This is a genomic window from Kosakonia sp. MUSA4 (assembly GCF_013085925.1).
Lineage (GTDB): Bacteria > Pseudomonadota > Gammaproteobacteria > Enterobacterales > Enterobacteriaceae > Kosakonia > Kosakonia sacchari_B.
This window is the reverse complement of record NZ_CP025697.1, coordinates 2,698,454-2,713,996: the sequence shown is the minus strand read 5'-3', so window position 1 is coordinate 2,713,996 and position 15,543 is coordinate 2,698,454. Positions and strand designations below refer to the sequence as shown.

15 protein-coding genes are annotated in these 15,543 nt (G+C 55.7%); 5 read left to right on the top strand and 10 right to left on the bottom strand.

Features of this window, described 5'->3' with window-relative positions; all coding sequences use genetic code 11:
* Position 1: 1 nt before the first annotated feature.
* Positions 2 to 871 (top strand): crotonase/enoyl-CoA hydratase family protein, encoded by an 870-nt coding sequence (locus C0557_RS12835; protein ID WP_208658721.1) that lies wholly within the window; start codon positions 2 to 4, stop codon positions 869 to 871.
* Here C0557_RS12835 and pdeR read toward each other — a convergent pair.
* The 10 genes from pdeR to pspF all read right to left on the bottom strand — a co-directional run bounded on the left by pdeR (position 868) and on the right by pspF (position 13,838).
* On the bottom strand, positions 868 to 2,859 hold the full coding sequence (gene pdeR / locus C0557_RS12830) for a cyclic di-GMP phosphodiesterase (protein WP_208658720.1): 1,992 nt from the start codon (positions 2,857 to 2,859) through the stop codon (positions 868 to 870). The genes C0557_RS12835 and pdeR overlap by 4 nt on opposite strands.
* Before the next feature lie 296 nt (positions 2,860 to 3,155).
* Positions 3,156 to 5,090: an exoribonuclease II gene (locus C0557_RS12825; protein WP_208658719.1), complete on the bottom strand. Its 1,935-nt coding sequence runs from the start codon at positions 5,088 to 5,090 to the stop codon at positions 3,156 to 3,158.
* Between the two features lie 122 nt (positions 5,091 to 5,212).
* Complete coding sequence (locus C0557_RS12820) at positions 5,213 to 6,385, bottom strand: CMD domain-containing protein (protein WP_208658718.1); 1,173 nt, start codon at positions 6,383 to 6,385, stop codon at positions 5,213 to 5,215.
* A gap of 179 nt (positions 6,386 to 6,564) precedes the next feature.
* The gene (gene fabI, locus C0557_RS12815; protein ID WP_007371951.1) at positions 6,565 to 7,353 is read right to left on the bottom strand and encodes an enoyl-ACP reductase FabI; all 789 of its coding nucleotides are present in this window, start codon (positions 7,351 to 7,353) and stop codon (positions 6,565 to 6,567) included.
* 122 nt (positions 7,354 to 7,475) lie between these two features.
* A complete protein-coding gene (sapF, locus tag C0557_RS12810; protein WP_043956859.1) occupies positions 7,476 to 8,282 on the bottom strand; it encodes a putrescine export ABC transporter ATP-binding protein SapF in 807 nt (268 codons plus the stop codon).
* Positions 8,282 to 9,274, bottom strand: a complete 993-nt coding sequence (gene sapD, locus C0557_RS12805; protein WP_208658717.1) for a putrescine export ABC transporter ATP-binding protein SapD — start codon at positions 9,272 to 9,274, stop codon at positions 8,282 to 8,284. Before sapD ends, sapF begins: the two co-directional genes overlap by 1 nt.
* Complete coding sequence (gene sapC / locus C0557_RS12800) at positions 9,274 to 10,164, bottom strand: putrescine export ABC transporter permease SapC (RefSeq protein ID WP_208658716.1); 891 nt, start codon at positions 10,162 to 10,164, stop codon at positions 9,274 to 9,276. Before sapC ends, sapD begins: the two co-directional genes overlap by 1 nt.
* Positions 10,151 to 11,116 (bottom strand): putrescine export ABC transporter permease SapB, encoded by a 966-nt coding sequence (sapB, locus tag C0557_RS12795; RefSeq protein WP_074776598.1) that lies wholly within the window; start codon positions 11,114 to 11,116, stop codon positions 10,151 to 10,153. Before sapB ends, sapC begins: the two co-directional genes overlap by 14 nt.
* The gene (gene sapA / locus C0557_RS12790; RefSeq protein ID WP_074776597.1) at positions 11,113 to 12,753 is read right to left on the bottom strand and encodes an ABC transporter substrate-binding protein SapA; all 1,641 of its coding nucleotides are present in this window, start codon (positions 12,751 to 12,753) and stop codon (positions 11,113 to 11,115) included. Before sapA ends, sapB begins: the two co-directional genes overlap by 4 nt.
* A 98-nt stretch (positions 12,754 to 12,851) precedes the next feature.
* On the bottom strand, positions 12,852 to 13,838 hold the full coding sequence (pspF, locus tag C0557_RS12785; protein ID WP_208658715.1) for a phage shock protein operon transcriptional activator: 987 nt from the start codon (positions 13,836 to 13,838) through the stop codon (positions 12,852 to 12,854).
* A gap of 152 nt (positions 13,839 to 13,990) precedes the next feature.
* On the opposite strand from pspF, the gene pspA reads away from it, so the two are divergent.
* Genes pspA through pspD form a run of 4 tightly spaced genes read left to right on the top strand, consistent with a single transcriptional unit; the run spans position 13,991 to position 15,537 of the window.
* Positions 13,991 to 14,659, top strand: a complete 669-nt coding sequence (gene pspA, locus C0557_RS12780) for a phage shock protein PspA (RefSeq protein ID WP_035885550.1) — start codon at positions 13,991 to 13,993, stop codon at positions 14,657 to 14,659.
* Positions 14,660 to 14,709: 50 nt separating this feature from the next.
* On the top strand, positions 14,710 to 14,931 hold the full coding sequence (gene pspB / locus C0557_RS12775) for an envelope stress response membrane protein PspB (protein WP_064566099.1): 222 nt from the start codon (positions 14,710 to 14,712) through the stop codon (positions 14,929 to 14,931).
* Positions 14,931 to 15,290 (top strand): envelope stress response membrane protein PspC, encoded by a 360-nt coding sequence (pspC, locus tag C0557_RS12770; protein ID WP_043953511.1) that lies wholly within the window; start codon positions 14,931 to 14,933, stop codon positions 15,288 to 15,290. The genes pspB and pspC overlap by 1 nt, the downstream gene beginning before the upstream one ends.
* A gap of 10 nt (positions 15,291 to 15,300) precedes the next feature.
* Complete coding sequence (pspD, locus tag C0557_RS12765; RefSeq protein WP_007371961.1) at positions 15,301 to 15,537, top strand: phage shock protein PspD; 237 nt, start codon at positions 15,301 to 15,303, stop codon at positions 15,535 to 15,537.
* Positions 15,538 to 15,543 lie beyond the last annotated feature (6 nt).

The window sequence follows — 15,543 nt, the reverse complement described above, 5'->3', positions numbered from 1 at the left end:
AATGACTGTTATCAACCAGGCTACGTGCAAACTGTTTACTGATAATGAACGTTTTACGCAACTTTCTGGATACTATGAGGAGGAGCGACGTACCGTGTGGATGATGCTGCGCGCCAGGCCGCGCCCTTGCTTCAACCACGCATTGATTGAAGAGATCATGAATATCTCCTGGCTCGTCAAACGGGCAGGGTTCGCAGTGGATTTCTGGGTAACAGGTTCGCTGGTTCCCGGTATGTACAACACCGGCGGAGATCTACAATTCTTTGTTGAATGTATTAAAAACGGACGACGCGAAGCGTTACGCGCCTATGCACGTGCCTGCGTGGACTGTGTCCATGCCGCGTCACGCGGCTTTGACACCGGTGCGATTTCACTGGCGATGGTCGAAGGCAGCGCGCTCGGTGGCGGTTTCGAAGCGGCGCTGGCGCACCACTTTCTGTTAGCGCAACGTGATGCGCGTATGGGGTTCCCGGAAATAGCCTTTAATCTTTTCCCCGGTATGGGGGCCTATTCGCTGGTCGCTCGCCGTTCCGGCATGAAACTGGCGGAAGACCTGATCTACAAAGGTGAGTCGCATACCGCAGAGTGGTACGAACAACAGGGGCTGGTGGATCAGACCTTTGACGTCGGGCAGGGATTTATGGCGGTACGTACTTTTATCGATACGCTCCAGCCCCGTCTGAACGGTGTTCGCGCAATGCTACGTGCACGGCAGCGGGTACTGCAACTGCCGCGCAGCGAGTTGATGGATATTACGGAAGATTGGGTTGATGCGGCGTTTTGCGTCCAGCCAAAAGATATCGCCTATATGGAACGCCTGGTGCAACTGCAAAACCGGCATACTGCGGTGAGCTTACGTGACGCCAGCTAACGCATCTTTCGCGCCTGATAGCGCTTAAACCAGCGCTCAAACGCGGCAGCGGGCATCGGCCTGGCAAACAGAAACCCCTGCCGCTCACTGACGCCGTTCTTGGTCAGAAAGGCGTCTTCTTTTGCGTTCTCTACCCCTTCAGCAATCACCTGCAAATTCAGCGCCTGCGCCACGGCGACAATCGCACGCACCAGCGATTGCGAAACGGATTGTTTATGAATTTCACGGACAAAAGATTGGTCGAGCTTAATGGCGTCGAGGGGAAAACGCGCCAGCTGCGACAGAGACGAGTAGCCGGTGCCGAAATCATCCAGATGCACCTGCGCGCCTAATGCGCTGAATTGCTGAATAACCGACAGCGCCAGTTCGGCATTTTCAATCAGGCAGCTTTCGGTCAGTTCGACATCAATAGGGCAGTGTTCAAAATTGAGGTCGTGAAGCGCCTGTTTCAGGTCGCTAAAAATCGTCTGGTCGGCGAGTTGGCGCGCTGAAACGTTGACCGCGACGCGCAAATTGATCCCTTTGTCTCGCCATTTCGCAAGCTGACGTACCACCTCCAGCATGACCCATCGCCCGAGCGGAACAATCAGCCCGGACTCCTCCGCATAGGCAATAAAATCCAGCGGTGGGATCAATCCACGCTCCGGCGATTGCCAGCGCACCAGCGCTTCCAGGCTGCGAACTTCGCCGCGCCAGGTCACTTTGGGTTGATAGTGAATAACCAGCTGGTTTTTCTCCAGCGCCCGGCGCAGGTTGGTATCCAGCCAGATATATTCAAAAACACGCTGATTCATCTCCGGCGAGAAGACGCAAAATTTCCCGCGACCGTTCTCTTTGGCGGTATACATCGCCGTGTCGGCATTGCGGATCACACTTTCGCGATCGGCACCGTGCTGGGGTGCAAGCGCAATACCCAGCGAACACCCTGTGTAAATTTCGATAAGCCCGATACGGAAGGGCTGACGCAGGCGTGTCAGGATGCGGGAAGCCATTGCTTCGAGAGTGCTCTGAGACGTGTTCGTCCCCAGCACGATAAACTCATCGCCGCCGAGCCTTGCCAGCACCTGGCCCTCTTCAAGGCAGCTCAAAATGGCCAGCGCAACCGCCTGTAACAGTTGATCGCCAAACATGTGGCCATACGCGTCGTTGACTTTTTTGAAGTTATCTAAATCAAGATACACAATCCCGACCTGCGTATCGCCCCGGTGGGCAATGGCGTCGCTGATCATCTCATGAATGGCATTGCGGTTAGGTAAACCGGTGATGGTGTCAGTATTCGCCAGCACCCGCAATCGCTCCTGAGCCCGGCGCTCCTCGGTAATATCGGTACCCGAGCAAATCAGGAAGATCTCGTTTTTACCGCTGCCGCTGTGGACGAACTTATTACGAAACAGAAACAAGCGTTGGCCTTTGCGCGTTTTAACCCAGCGTTCCACCTCATAGGATGAACCTTCCGTAAAAAATTGCGTGATATTGCGCTTTGAGGCGGCGGCTTCGCTGCGGCTCATAAACAGCTTAAAGACATTTTGCCCGATCACTTCCTGCTCTTTCATGCCGGTATATTCTTCGCTCAACCGGTTAAAGCGCTGAATATTGCCGAGGCGGTCGAGGATCACGATCACTGAATTGGCTTCCGAAACAACCTGTTCGGCAAAAGAGAGCCCCTGAACCAGATCGCGGGCGACAGACTGAGTATCGTCCCAGGCTGAAGCGGTACCCGCCCATTCCCGGCGGGAAATTTTGCGCCCGACCAGATGGATGACCATCTCTTCACCATAAACGGAAATATGCAGGGTTAAGCTGGAAGTGATCACCGTCATTTCGCGGATCTGTTCTGCCTGCTCAGCAGTGAGAGGCACCACCTGGCTGATATCGGCAGTTTCATCGGGGGCAAAGTGTAGGGCGTTGCTATCGGCGCTCAATCGCCAGAATGGGCTATGCGAACCCAGGTAACGAAACAGCAGATTCTGTTCCTGCGAGTCTTTCATGCTATCTCCCAACCCACCTAAAAGCGCAACGGGTACTCATTTTACGGGCGGAGCACCGCCCAGGTTAAAGGGCAATCAGGACGAACGCGTTGTATTTCTTAGAATATGCCATTAACGCGAGTCCGGGTATAAGCATCGCTGGTGAGAAAAATGTATAAATCGGGACGAAACAGTAAGTTGACCTGGTTTTATTGTGGCTGTTTTTACCGGTTTTTGGGAGGAATTGAAAAAAAATGCGGGAGGGATCGCAGCGAAAAACGGCCCCTTCGACGGGGAAGGAGCCGCTGGTGAGGTTTTTACAGGGCCGGGCGCGCGATAATGCTGCGGGTTTCCATGCGCACTTCGGCGATAGTGACATCAATAACATCCGTCACTTTAAACGCTGTTTCGCCTTTGATTTGCACCGTGCCGTTTTCCTGGCTGCAAACCAGCTCATCACGCACAGCGTGAATGAAGGGGGCCGGAATAAACGCGACTGCGCCGTTATCGACCAGGCGCACGCGCATACCGCCACGGCTGACATCGATAATCTCGGCCGCAAAACGGGTTTCCGTACCGGCTTTGTTCTGCAGGAAACGGGCGTACAGCCAGTCACCAACATCGCGTTCCGCCATGCGATTCAGACGGCGACGTTCAGCCATCTGCACGGTAGTTTCGTCCTGCGGACGCTTCGGCGTTTCACCTTTAATAATCGCTTTCAGCAGACGATGGTTAACCATATCGCCATACTTACGGATCGGTGAAGTCCAGGTAGCATACGCTTCGAGGCCAAGACCGAAGTGCGGGCCTGGTGCCACGCTGATCTCGGCAAACGACTGGAAGCGGCGAATACGGCTGTCGAGGAAGCCGGACGGTTGGGCATCCAGTTCACGACGCAGTTTGCAGAAACCTTCCAGCGTCAGCACTTCTTCCGCATCGACATGCATGCCATGGGTTTTCAGCATAGCGGCCAGTTGCTCGCTGTTCGCCGGGTCAAAACCGAGATGCACGTTATAAATACCGAAGCCCAGCTTGTCACGCAGAACGCGGGCGGCGCAGATATTGGCAGCAATCATTGCTTCTTCAACAATGCGGTTCGCAATGCGGCGCGGTTCGGCCACGATATCCAGCACTTCACCTTTTTCACCCAGCACAAAGCGATAATCCGGGCGATCTTTGAACACCAGCGCGTGGGTCTGACGCCACTGCGAACGAAGCTGGCTTACGCGATGCAACAGACGGATCTGCGCGGCAATCGCGTCATTCGCCGGTTGCCATGAACCGGTATTTTCCAGCCAGTCGGACACTTCGTCGTAAACCAGTTTGGCTTTCGATTCGATGGTGGCGGCAAAGAATTCGATATTCTCTTCGATGCTACCTTCGTCATCCAGCGTCATGCGGCAAACCAGCGCAGGGCGAATTTCGTTCGCGCGCAGGGAGCAGAGATCGTCAGAGAGTTCGCGCGGCAGCATCGGGATATTAAAGCCCGGCAGATAGTTGGTGAACGCGCGCACTTTGGCGGAATCATCCAGCTTGCTGCCTTCAGCAATCCACGCAGTAGGATCGGCGATAGCAACGGTCAGTTGCAGCTTGCCGTCGGCGGTCTCTTCCACAAACAGCGCATCGTCCATATCTTCCGTGCTGGCGCTGTCGATGGTGACGAAATCCAGCGCGGTCAGATCGACGCGTTGCAGACCATCATCAAGCATTTCCGTCGCCACGCCGTCCGGCGCTTCTTTTTCCAGATTATGGCGCGCCAGGGTGACCCACCACGGAACAAAATGGTCTTCCGCAAAGGTAATAAACTGCGTCAGTTCGGCATAGAAGCCGCGATCGCCTTTGAGTGGATGGCGACGCATTTCCGCAACGGCCCAGTCGCCTTCTTTAAAATCATGTTCCACACCGCGAGCCGCGCGGCAGGGAATGGCGTCTTTTAGCAACGGATGATCCGGTACGATGGAAAGACGATCGTCTTTCTTCTGCACTTTACCGACAAAACGGGTCAGAAACGGCTCGACCAGCTCTTCAGGTTCTGCGCTTTCGCGATCTTTGTCGCTGTGAATGACGGCGATGATTTTGTCGCCGTGCATCACTTTCTTCATCTGCGGCGGCGGAATGAAGTAGCTTTTTTGCGCATCGACTTCCAGAAATCCGAAGCCTTTTTCCGTGCCTTTTACAACACCTTCCGCGCGCGGTGTCTGGGAATGAAGTTGCTGTTTAAGCTGCGCTAGCAGCGGGTTGTCCTGAAACATAGTTATGTATTTTCGTGGCTAAAAGAGCGGCTGACAGTTTTACGCGATTCTGCTGGTTGCGGCAAGCGCTGTTTCAGCAAAATCTGTGTGGGCAAGCGGCGGCGAAGCCGCCTGCCGCTGCGTTATTTCGTTTCAGGGAAGGTGGTTTGCCCGAGGGCGATTTTCAGGCGATTAAGCCAGCCGTTCAGGGCGCAACCCATCAGCAGACTCACCGCTGCCTGACGGCTGAAACCTTGCTCAACAAGCAGCGAAAAATGCAGTGGGCTGAAGCGGTCGGCGGCGCAGGTAAGCAGCTGCACGGACTGAAGCAATGCCCTGATTTGCGGATTCCCGGCCGTTTCGCGATTAACCTCGCGCTCGCCGCCACGCAATGCGTGTTCCATCGCTTTCTCTTGCGGCGTCCGCTGTAGCGCTTCGGCAAAACAACCGACGCTGCCATTAATGCGGGCGGTATAGAGCGCGGCGAGCCCGGCGAGCTGTTTATTCGGCGTCGCTCTGGTCAGTTTGTCGCAAATCTCGCCCAGCGCATTTAATTGCAAATGCTCATGCGCCAGCAGCGGGGCGAGCAGGCGCAATTCCGGCAGCGGTTGCCAGTGCGCCAGCGACTCCATCTGCGGCGCGTTAGCAATGCGCAAATCCACGGCATCAATCGCGGGCTCCCACGTGATGTCGGCGTTAGCGAACAGCGCAGCATCGGCTTCCTGCTGTATCTCCATGCCAGGGATCACGCGCACAGGCTGGCCGAGAACGGCCTGCAATATCGCTAATACACGGGCCTGGAAAGCGACAAAGCCGATAATTTGCGTGATCACCACCACGTCATACTGCGTTAAACCGACATCTTCCAGTTGCTGCCGCGCGCGGGCGTCAATCACTGACGGTGAAGCGGCAAGCTGGCGGGCAAATTGCGTGATTTGCGCCAGCCGATAGTTACTCTCCCGCGAAGAATCCGGGCCAGGCAGCGGTGCGAGCCGCGCTGCATAGTGATTGCATAACCGTTGAATACCAAAAACCTGCGCCACAGTAAGCGCTGTGCTAAGGCGATCGTAGGTGCTGAAGGTGCGCAGGCGATTAACCACCACGCGCTGCGGGAAAAGCAGGGCGTAGAGCTTACGGGCGGGCGTCACAATACCGTCAAGATTGGCAGCCTGGTCTTCAGGCAGGGCGATATCGAGCAGGAAAGGGTCATTTACCGTGGCGGCTTCGGGAACCAGCGGTAGCGCCTGCGCACGGCTGGCACTCGACTGGGTCTCATGGTACCAGTGGTTTTTGCCTTCTGTCCGGCGTCGTTCCATGGTCGTTCCTTGGTCTGAAAGTGGCGATCCGGATTCGACGTCAGGTCTATACGCCGGATCTTTTTTGCTGCTTTATCCTGGCGCATGGCAAGTTCGGGATGAAAGATTGTTAGGTGATAATAAATATCAGAATGGCATATCGAAGGAAAAGCCCCTTCAGAAGAAGGGGCGAGGGGAAATTATTTGATTTCCAGTTCGTTCATCGCAGCGATGTTAAAGCCACCGTCTACGTGAACCACTTCACCGGAGATACCGGCGGAGAGATCGGAGCACAGGAACGCAGCGGAGTTGCCCACGTCCTCGATGGTCACAGTGCGGCGAATCGGGGTAACCGCTTCGCAGTGCGCCAGCATTTTACGGAAGTCTTTAATACCGGACGCCGCCAGCGTACGGATCGGACCTGCGGAAATACCGTTAACACGCACGCCTTCCGGGCCCATGGCATTCGCCATGTAACGCACGTTCGCTTCCAGAGAGGCTTTAGCCAGACCCATTACGTTATAGTTCGGGATCGCACGCTCAGCGCCCAGGTAGGAGAGCGTCAGCAGCGCGGAGCCCGGATTCAGCATCTGGCGGCAGGCTTTAGCCATTGCCACGAAGCTGTAGGAGCTGATGTCGTGTGCGATTTTAAAACCTTCGCGGGTTACCGCGTTGACGTAGTCGCCGTCCAGCTGATCGCCCGGAGCGAAGCCGATGGAGTGAACGAAACCGTCAAATTTCGGCCAGACTTTCGCCAGGTCCGCAAACAGGGCGTCGATGCTCTCATCCTTAGCAACATCACATTCCAGAACAATGCTGGAACCCAGCTGGGCGGCAAACTCTTCAACACGGCCTTTCAGCTTGTCGTTCTGGTAGGTGAATGCCAGCTCAGCGCCTTCGCGATGCATTGCCTGTGCGATGCCGTATGCGATGGAGAGTTTGCTGGCGACGCCAGTAACCAGAATGCGCTTACCGGAAAGAAAACCCATAGCTTTAATCCTTATATTCATTGTTGTGGCGAACGTCCTCTTCGTGGGGCGCTCGTCGTTAAAACGCGGCGATTCTATCATGAGTCGCCGAATGAGTTAATCCGACCACTGAATCTCGTCAATCAGCGGTCCTGGCGCCAGGCATCAGCGGTTAATGCTTCGCCAAAATGCCCGGCGATCAAACGTTTTGTTAAATCATGCAGCGGAGAGGCCAGCACATCAGCAGTGCTGCCACGCTCCACCACTTCGCCCTGATGCATAACCAGCACCTGGTCGCTAATGTGCTTCATCATCCCGATGTGCTGGGTGACATAGATATAAGAGATACCCTGTTTTTCCTGCAATTCCAGCATCAGGTTAATTAACTGCGAACGCATCGACATATCCAGTGAGGCCAGCGCTTCATCGGCGATGATCACCTTCGGCCGCAGGATCAGCGCGCGCGCCAGGCCAAGGCGCTGTTTTTGCCCTGGCGCCAGCATGTACGGGTAATAGCTGACATGATCCGGCAACAAACCCACCATGCGTAGCGTCTCCAGAATGCGCTTTTGCCGCGCTTCCGGCTCCAGATCCGTGTTCAGACGTAGCGGGAAATCAAGAATTTGCGACAAACGCTGGCGCGGGTTGAGCGATGTTGTGGGATCCTGAAAAATCATGCGAATGCGCTGGCTGCGGAAAGTATAGTCGCCGTAATGCAGCGGCTGATCGTCAATCACCAGCTCGCCGGAAGAGGGTTCCACCATGCCCGCCAGCATTTTCGCCAGCGTCGATTTCCCGGAACCGTTTTCGCCGATAATCGCCAGCGTCTGCTTTTCGCGCAGGGTAAAACTTAACGGTTTAACCGCTTCCACGGTTTGACGGCGGAACCAGCCGGTACGGTAGCGGAAGGTTTTGCTCAGGTTACGCACTTCAAGCAAGGTCTCAACCATCATTCGCTCTCCATATTCAGCGGGAAGTGGCAGGCATAAAGATGGTTTCTCGCACCGGTCAGACGCGGTGTTTCGACGCATTTGCGCTGCGCATACGGACAGCGCGGCCCGAGGCGGCAACCAATCGGCAGTTGCTCAAGCAGCGGAATGGCGCCGGGCATGGTGTTGAGACGGCTTTTATGCGGCATCGCGCTGCCAAAATCCGGAATCGCGCGGATCAGCGCCTGCGTATACGGATGGTGCGGGGTAACCACCAGCTCCTCGCTGGGTGCAGTTTCCACCGTTTGCCCGCAATACATCACATTAATGCGGTCGGCCCATTTGCTGAGCATTTGTAAATCGTGGCTGATCAGCATAATGGTGGTGTTGTTGTTCTGGTTAAGACGGTCGAGCAGGCGGAAGATCTGCGCCTGGGTCGTCGGCTCCATCGCGTTCGTCGGTTCGTCGGCAATCAGCAGGCGCGGCTGGTTAGCCAGCGCAATGGCGATCATCACTTTCTGACATTCGCCTTCGGTCAGCTCGTAGGGAAAACTGCGCATCGCATCTTCGTGATCTTTAATCCCGACGCGGTGCAACAGCTCAATAGCCCGGCGTTTGCGCCAGCCAAAGCGCTGCCACCAGCGACCTTTCCACGTCCAGCCGGGAATGTTTTGCATCAACTGCTTACCGACGCGCTCCGAGGGATCGAGACAGGATTGCGGCTCCTGGAAAATCATCGACACGTTATGGCCGAGCAGCTTGCGGCGTTCGCGCGCCGAGAGACGCAGCAGGTCGATATCGTCAAAGCGCATGCGATCGGCAGTGACGCGCCAGTTATCTTTGGTGACGCCGCAAATCGCTTTTGCGATCAGGCTCTTACCAGAACCGGATTCGCCCACCAGCCCGCGAATTTCACCTTCTGCCAGCGTCAGGCTGATGCGATCGACGGCTTTAACCCAGTCATCGCCGGTCTTCACTTCAATAGTCAGATTGCGGATATCAAGAAGTGGCATTATTCGACTCCCGCCGCGATCGCACGACGGATCCCGTCGCCGAGGATGTTAACCAGCAGCACGCTAATCATAATGGCCGCGCCCGGTAGCATTACGGTCCACGGCGCGACATAAATCAGTTCCAGCGCATCGCCGAGCATCGCGCCCCATTCCGGTGAAGGGAGCTGCGCGCCGAGATCGAGAAAGCCCAGCGCAGCGATATCCAGAATCGCCATCGACAGCGCGCGGGTGATTTCCGTCACCATCCCGGCGGTAATATTGGGCAGCACGGCGTACCAGAGGATATTGCTCGTTGACGCGCCATCAAGCCGGGCGGCCACCACATACTCTTTTTCCAGTTCGTCATGCACCATGCTGTAAACCGACCGCACCATGCGCGGCAGCAGCGCCAGCCAGACGGCGAACATCGCATGAGCAAGATGCGGGCCGGCAAATGCCACCACAATAATGGCCAGCAGCAGCGTCGGCAGTGATAACAGCGTATCGAGAATATGGTTCAGCACGGCGGAACGCAGCCCGTGGGTGGCGCCTGCAAAAACGCCGAGCGCCAGCCCGCACAGCGTGGCAGCCAGCGTGACGATAAACGCGCCGCCAACCGTTGGCGCTGCGCCGCTCAGCAGGCGGCTCAGCACATCACGGCCCAGGTCGTCCGTGCCGAGGAAAAACGACACATCGCCATAGCGCGACCATGATGGCGGTAAAAGTTGATAACCGAGGAACTGCTGGTCGATGCCATAAGGCGCGAACCAGTGGCCAAAAATACACAGCAGCGCCAGCGCGCCGCAGCCGTACAGACCGATCATCGCGGTGGTATCGCCATAAAATTTACGCCAGGCTGTGCGCAGCGCGCCGGGCGGGCGTTTTTCGCTGTAAACACTATCGTAAGGCATACCATTCCTTATGTTTCAACGGGTTCGCCAGCGCACCCAGAATATCCGACAGCACGTTGACAATAATGACCAGCGAGCCAATCACCATCACACCGGCCGAAATCACCGCGTAATCCTGCTGGCGGATGGCATTAATCAACCAGCGCCCAATGCCCGGCCAGCTGAACACCATTTCAGTGATCATCGCCAGCGTCAGCATGGTGGAAAATTGCAGCCCAAGGCGCGGGATCACCGGCGGCAGAGCATTGTGCAGCACATGGCGGCGCAAAATCGTTACGCGTGAAAGGCCGCGCGTTGCCGCTGCTTTAATGTAATTTTTGTCGAACACATCGATGGTGCTGATCCGCATCAGGCGGATCACTTCCGTTGTTGGCGCTACCGCCAGCGTCATGACCGGCAATACCAGATGGCGCAGAGCGCTTGCCATCATCTCATCGCGCCACGGCGAGTCTGAAAGCCAGGCATCAATCAGTGAGAATCCGGTGACTGTTTTTACCTGATAGAGCAGATCGAAACGTCCGGACACCGGCAACCAGCCAAGGTTGAGCGAAAAGAAAAGCGTCAGCAGCAGCGCCAGCCAGAACACCGGGATGGAAAAGCCGAGCAGCGCAATGGCGCTGATCAGTGAGTCCTGCCATTTACTGCGCATCACCCCGGCGAGCATCCCGACCGGGATACCGATCACCAGCGCGGAACCAAAAGCCAGCAGGCAGAGTTCCATGGTGGCGGGGAACACCTCTTTTAACTGTTCCGAAATAAGCTGGCCGTTAATGCTTGATACGCCAAAATCCCAGTGCAGCAGGCCGTTAAACCAGAATACCCACGCGTTCCACAGCGAGGCGCCCTGCAGCGGCGCGTGGGGCGTGAAATAGCTCAGGCTGAAGCCGACAAACGTCAGCAAAAAGAGGGTCACCAACAGCAGCAGCAGACGACGCAAGGTAAAGATAATCATGGCTTCGACACCTCTTGTTTATCCCGCGAGACACCGGCAAAAGAGGCGCTGCCGAACGGACTCAGCACCAGCCCTTTAATATCATAGCGATACGCCTGCAAGCGCAGCGAGGAGGCCAGCGGCAGCACCGGCAATTCGCGGGCGAGGATCTGCTGGGCTTCGTCATAATCATCAATGCGCGCAGCAAGTTGCTGTGAAGTAAGCGCTTTTTGCAACACATCGTCAAATTCATGGTGGCACCAGTGCGCAAAGTTGGTCTGCGAGTTTATCGCCGCGCAACTCAGCAGCGGGCGGAAGAAACTGTCCGGATCGTTACTGTCCGTCGCCCAGCCTGTGAGGGTTAAATCATGGTTCATGTCCATCAATCGCGCTTCCTGGAAACGGCCTTCTACCGGCACGATCACCACTTTCACGCCGACCTGCGCCATATCGGCCTGGATAAGCTCGGCGGTTTTCAGTGGGCTGGGGTTCCAGGGCTGTGAGCTGGTTGGCACCCACAGTTGTAATGTGAGATTCTCCAGCCCCAGCGCTTTCAGCCGTTCGCGCGCCTGATCCGGATTGTATTCGGTGATTTTGGCTTCATTATCATAAGCCCAGGAAGCACGGGGCAGAATTGACGCCGCCGTTTCCGCTGTGCCGTAGTAGATCGACTGCATCAGACGCTGGTTATTGATCGACAGCGCCAGCGCATGGCGCACTTCCGGGTTATTCAGCGGCGGTTTGTTGGTATTAAACGCCAGATAGGCTATGTTCATCCCCGGACGCAGCGTCAGGCGCAGGCGCGGATCGTCACGCAGAATGGTCAACTGGCTGGCGGCTGGCCACGCCAGTACATCGCACTCGCCGGTCAGTAATTTTGATAAACGGCCCGTACCGCCGGAGCCTAAATCGACAACCACCTGCTGCATCAGCGGTTTACCACGCCAGAATTTTTCGTGACGTTGTAACCGAATATATTGCCCGGCGCGATACTCATCAAGCTGATAGGGACCGGTGCCGACCGGCTGGCGATCGATCAGTTCCTGGCGATCTTTTTTCGCCAGTTCGCCAGCGTATTCCGCCGACATCACCGAGGCATAATGCGTCGCCAGATGCCATAAAAACGAGGCATCCGGTTTTTTCAGGCGAAACTCGACGGTGCGGTTGTCCAGCTTGCGCACGCTGTCGACGGAATCGGCAAATTGCAAACTGTCAAAGTAGGGAAAACTATCGCCATTGACGTTATGCCAGGGATGGTTGCGGTTGAAGATACGCTGAAAAGTAAATACCACGTCGTCGGCATTTAATGCGCGGTGCGGGGTGAACCAGGGCGTGGTCTGAAAGGCAACGTTATCGCGCAGACGAAAACGGTAAGTTGCGCCGTTATCCAGCACTTCCCAGCTTTCCGCCAGCTCCGGCACCAGCCGGTAAGTATAGGGATCGACGTCCAGCAAGCGATCGTAGAGTTGCGCGGCCAGCGTATCAACAATCAAACCGCTGCTGGTTTTCTGCGGGTTAAAGGTATCGACCTGGCCGTTGACGCAATAAACAAAACCGCTGTCGCGAATATCCGCCAGCGGAGCAGGCGTGACTGCCGCCTGGGCGACGCCTGCGAACAGGCTTGCGGTCAACAGCAGAGAGGAGAGAACCGGACGCATGATGTATTCAACGTGTTTAAATTCATGAACAAAGTGTATCGCACTTGCGATGGCTTCGTACAAATGTCTGCAAGCGACTGCTGTTATTGTCGGCGATTTCAGCTTATTTGATGCTTTTTCAGCAGCGCCCGTAGCTGGTGATAGGTCAGTCCCAGCAATTCTGCCGCGCGTTTTTGGTTAAATTTCGCCTGTTGCAGGCTCTGCTGTAATAACTGCTTTTCCTGCTGGTGCTGAAACTGACGCAGATCCAGCGGCAGGGAGACTGAGCCAGACTCTTCAGCCTGTGGCGCAGTCAACGTACGGTTAAAGGGATCAAGAATGATGGTATCCAGCGGCTCATCGCTGCGGCCATGGCGATAGACTGAACGTTCCACCACGTTTTTCAGCTCGCGAATATTTCCGGGCCAGGCGTAATTCATCAGCACATCGCGGGCACGTTCGGTAAAACCGGGAAACAGCGGCAACTTAAGTTCGCGGCACATCTGAATGGCAAAGTGATCGGCCATCAGCATGATATCGCTCTGACGCTGGCGCAGCGGCGGCAACAGCACCACGTCAAAGGCCAGTCTGTCGAGCAGATCGGCGCGGAAGGTGCCGTCCTGCACCATCTGCGGCAGGTCGGCATTGGTGGCGCAGACCAGCCGCACATTCACCTGCAAAGGCTGGCTGCCACCCACGCGTTCGAGTTCGCCATATTCAATGACCCGCAGGAGTTTTTCCTGTACCAGCATTGGCGCAGTGGCCAGTTCGTCGAGAAACAGTGTTCCGCCGTCGGCACGCTCAAAGCGGCCTGGATGGCGCTTCTGCGCGCCGGTAAAGGCACCGGCTTCGTGGCCAAACAATTCGGAATCCAGCAGATTTTCATTCAGCGCCGCGCAGTTAAGCGAGATAAATGGCCCTTGCCAACGTGAGGAGAGGAAATGCAGACGGTTTGCAATTAACTCTTTACCGGTGCCGCGCTCGCCGATGATCAGTACCGGTTTATCGATCGGCGCAAGGCGCGAAACCTGTTCCAGCACCTCGATAAAGCTATTGGCCTCACCGAGCAGGTTATCCTTGTATTCTGACATGATGAAATTCGCCATTAGTTGGTTTTATTAACCACTCTAAATGAAAACACCGCTGCGGTAAAATTATTCAACTTCTTTAAAATCAATCGAATAAAAACCTGGCACGAAGATTGTAATAAGCCTGTAGCAGGGCCACGCCCGATTACAGAAATGAAGAGGAACTGATTATGGGTATTTTTTCTCGTTTTGCCGACATCGTGAACGCCAACATTAACTCACTGCTGGAAAAGGCGGAAGATCCGCAGAAACTGGTGCGCCTGATGATTCAGGAGATGGAAGATACGCTGGTTGAAGTGCGTTCAACTTCAGCGCGTGCGCTGGCAGAAAAGAAACAGCTGACGCGCCGTATTGAGCAGGCCACCGCCCAGCAGGAAGAGTGGCAGGAGAAAGCCGAACTGGCGCTGCGTAAAGATAAAGACGATCTGGCGCGTGCGGCGCTGATTGAAAAACAGAAAGTCACCGCGCTGATTGAGACCCTGGGCCAGGAAGTAACGCTGGTGGATGAGAGTCTGGCGCGGATGAAAAAAGAGATTGGCGAGCTGGAAAACAAACTCAGCGAAACCCGTGCTCGTCAGCAGGCGCTGACCCTGCGCCACCAGGCGGCCAGTTCCTCGCGCGATGTGCGCCGTCAACTGGACAGCGGCAAACTGGATGAGGCGATGGCGCGTTTTGAATCCTTCGAACGTCGTATCGATCAGATGGAAGCGGAAGCCGAAAGCCACGGCTTTGGTAAACAAAAATCGCTGGATCAGCAATTTGCCGAACTGCGTGCGGATGACGAAATCAGCGAGCAACTGGCGCAACTGAAAGCCAAAATGAAACAAGACAACCAATAATAATAAGGCGGTATCAGAAGATGCCGCCTCACTTGTTGTAAGGAGTACACATGAGCACGCTTTTTCTGGCTATACCGCTGACGCTATTCATCCTGTTTGTTCTGCCTGTCTGGTTATGGCTGCATTACAACAATCGCCAGCGCGGCGATCTGAATCAGAACGAGCAGCAGCGGCTCCAGCAACTGTCCGCCGAAGCCGCGCGGATGCGTGAACGTATTCAGGCGCTGGAAGATATTCTTGATGCTGAGCACCCGAACTGGAGGGATCGCTGATGGCAACGTTAGATCTGAATAAGAAATTATGGCGTATCCCGCAGCGCGGCAAACTGGGCGGTGTCTGCGCCGGTATTGCGCAGTATCTGGATATCAAAGTCAAAGTGGTGCGTATTCTGGCGATCCTGGCGATGTTTTTCGGCCTGTTTTTCTTTGTCGTCGCCGCCTATATCGTGCTGTTTTTTGTCCTCGATCCGCTGCCGGATAATTACGCGGAAGGGGAAAGCGTTCCCTCCAGCAGCGAACTGCTTGATGCCGTCGATGCGCAGTTGGCGGAAGGGGAACATCGCCTGCGTCAGATGGAACGCTATGTCACTTCCGACAGCTTCTCGCTGCGCAGCCGTTTCCGTCAGTTATAAGAGGTAAATCATGAATCGTCACTGGCAACAGGCACGCCAGCATGTCAAACCGGGGTTGAAATTTGCCGGTAAGCTGGTTTTGCTCACCGCGCTGCGTTATGGCCCGGCGGGCGTCGCCGGTTGGGCGGTTAAATCCGTGGCCCGCCGTCCGGCAAGAGTACTGCTGGCCTTTGCGCTGGAACCGTTACTGAAGCGTGCAGCGGATAAATTTTCTCGCCGCTTTATGGCCGAGAGGCATGTAAAATAAGTGATT

Coding starts and splice junctions, on each gene's coding strand:
- C0557_RS12835 (WP_208658721.1), top strand. CDS start 2: ATGACTGTTATCAACCAGGCTACGTGCAAACTGTTTACTGATAATGAA.
- pdeR (WP_208658720.1), bottom strand. CDS start 2,859: ATGAAAGACTCGCAGGAACAGAATCTGCTGTTTCGTTACCTGGGTTCG.
- C0557_RS12825 (WP_208658719.1), bottom strand. CDS start 5,090: ATGTTTCAGGACAACCCGCTGCTAGCGCAGCTTAAACAGCAACTTCAT.
- C0557_RS12820 (WP_208658718.1), bottom strand. CDS start 6,385: ATGGAACGACGCCGGACAGAAGGCAAAAACCACTGGTACCATGAGACC.
- fabI (WP_007371951.1), bottom strand. CDS start 7,353: ATGGGTTTTCTTTCCGGTAAGCGCATTCTGGTTACTGGCGTCGCCAGC.
- sapF (WP_043956859.1), bottom strand. CDS start 8,282: ATGGTTGAGACCTTGCTTGAAGTGCGTAACCTGAGCAAAACCTTCCGC.
- sapD (WP_208658717.1), bottom strand. CDS start 9,274: ATGCCACTTCTTGATATCCGCAATCTGACTATTGAAGTGAAGACCGGC.
- sapC (WP_208658716.1), bottom strand. CDS start 10,164: ATGCCTTACGATAGTGTTTACAGCGAAAAACGCCCGCCCGGCGCGCTG.
- sapB (WP_074776598.1), bottom strand. CDS start 11,116: ATGATTATCTTTACCTTGCGTCGTCTGCTGCTGCTGTTGGTGACCCTC.
- sapA (WP_074776597.1), bottom strand. CDS start 12,753: ATGCGTCCGGTTCTCTCCTCTCTGCTGTTGACCGCAAGCCTGTTCGCA.
- pspF (WP_208658715.1), bottom strand. CDS start 13,838: ATGGCGAATTTCATCATGTCAGAATACAAGGATAACCTGCTCGGTGAG.
- pspA (WP_035885550.1), top strand. CDS start 13,991: ATGGGTATTTTTTCTCGTTTTGCCGACATCGTGAACGCCAACATTAAC.
- pspB (WP_064566099.1), top strand. CDS start 14,710: ATGAGCACGCTTTTTCTGGCTATACCGCTGACGCTATTCATCCTGTTT.
- pspC (WP_043953511.1), top strand. CDS start 14,931: ATGGCAACGTTAGATCTGAATAAGAAATTATGGCGTATCCCGCAGCGC.
- pspD (WP_007371961.1), top strand. CDS start 15,301: ATGAATCGTCACTGGCAACAGGCACGCCAGCATGTCAAACCGGGGTTG.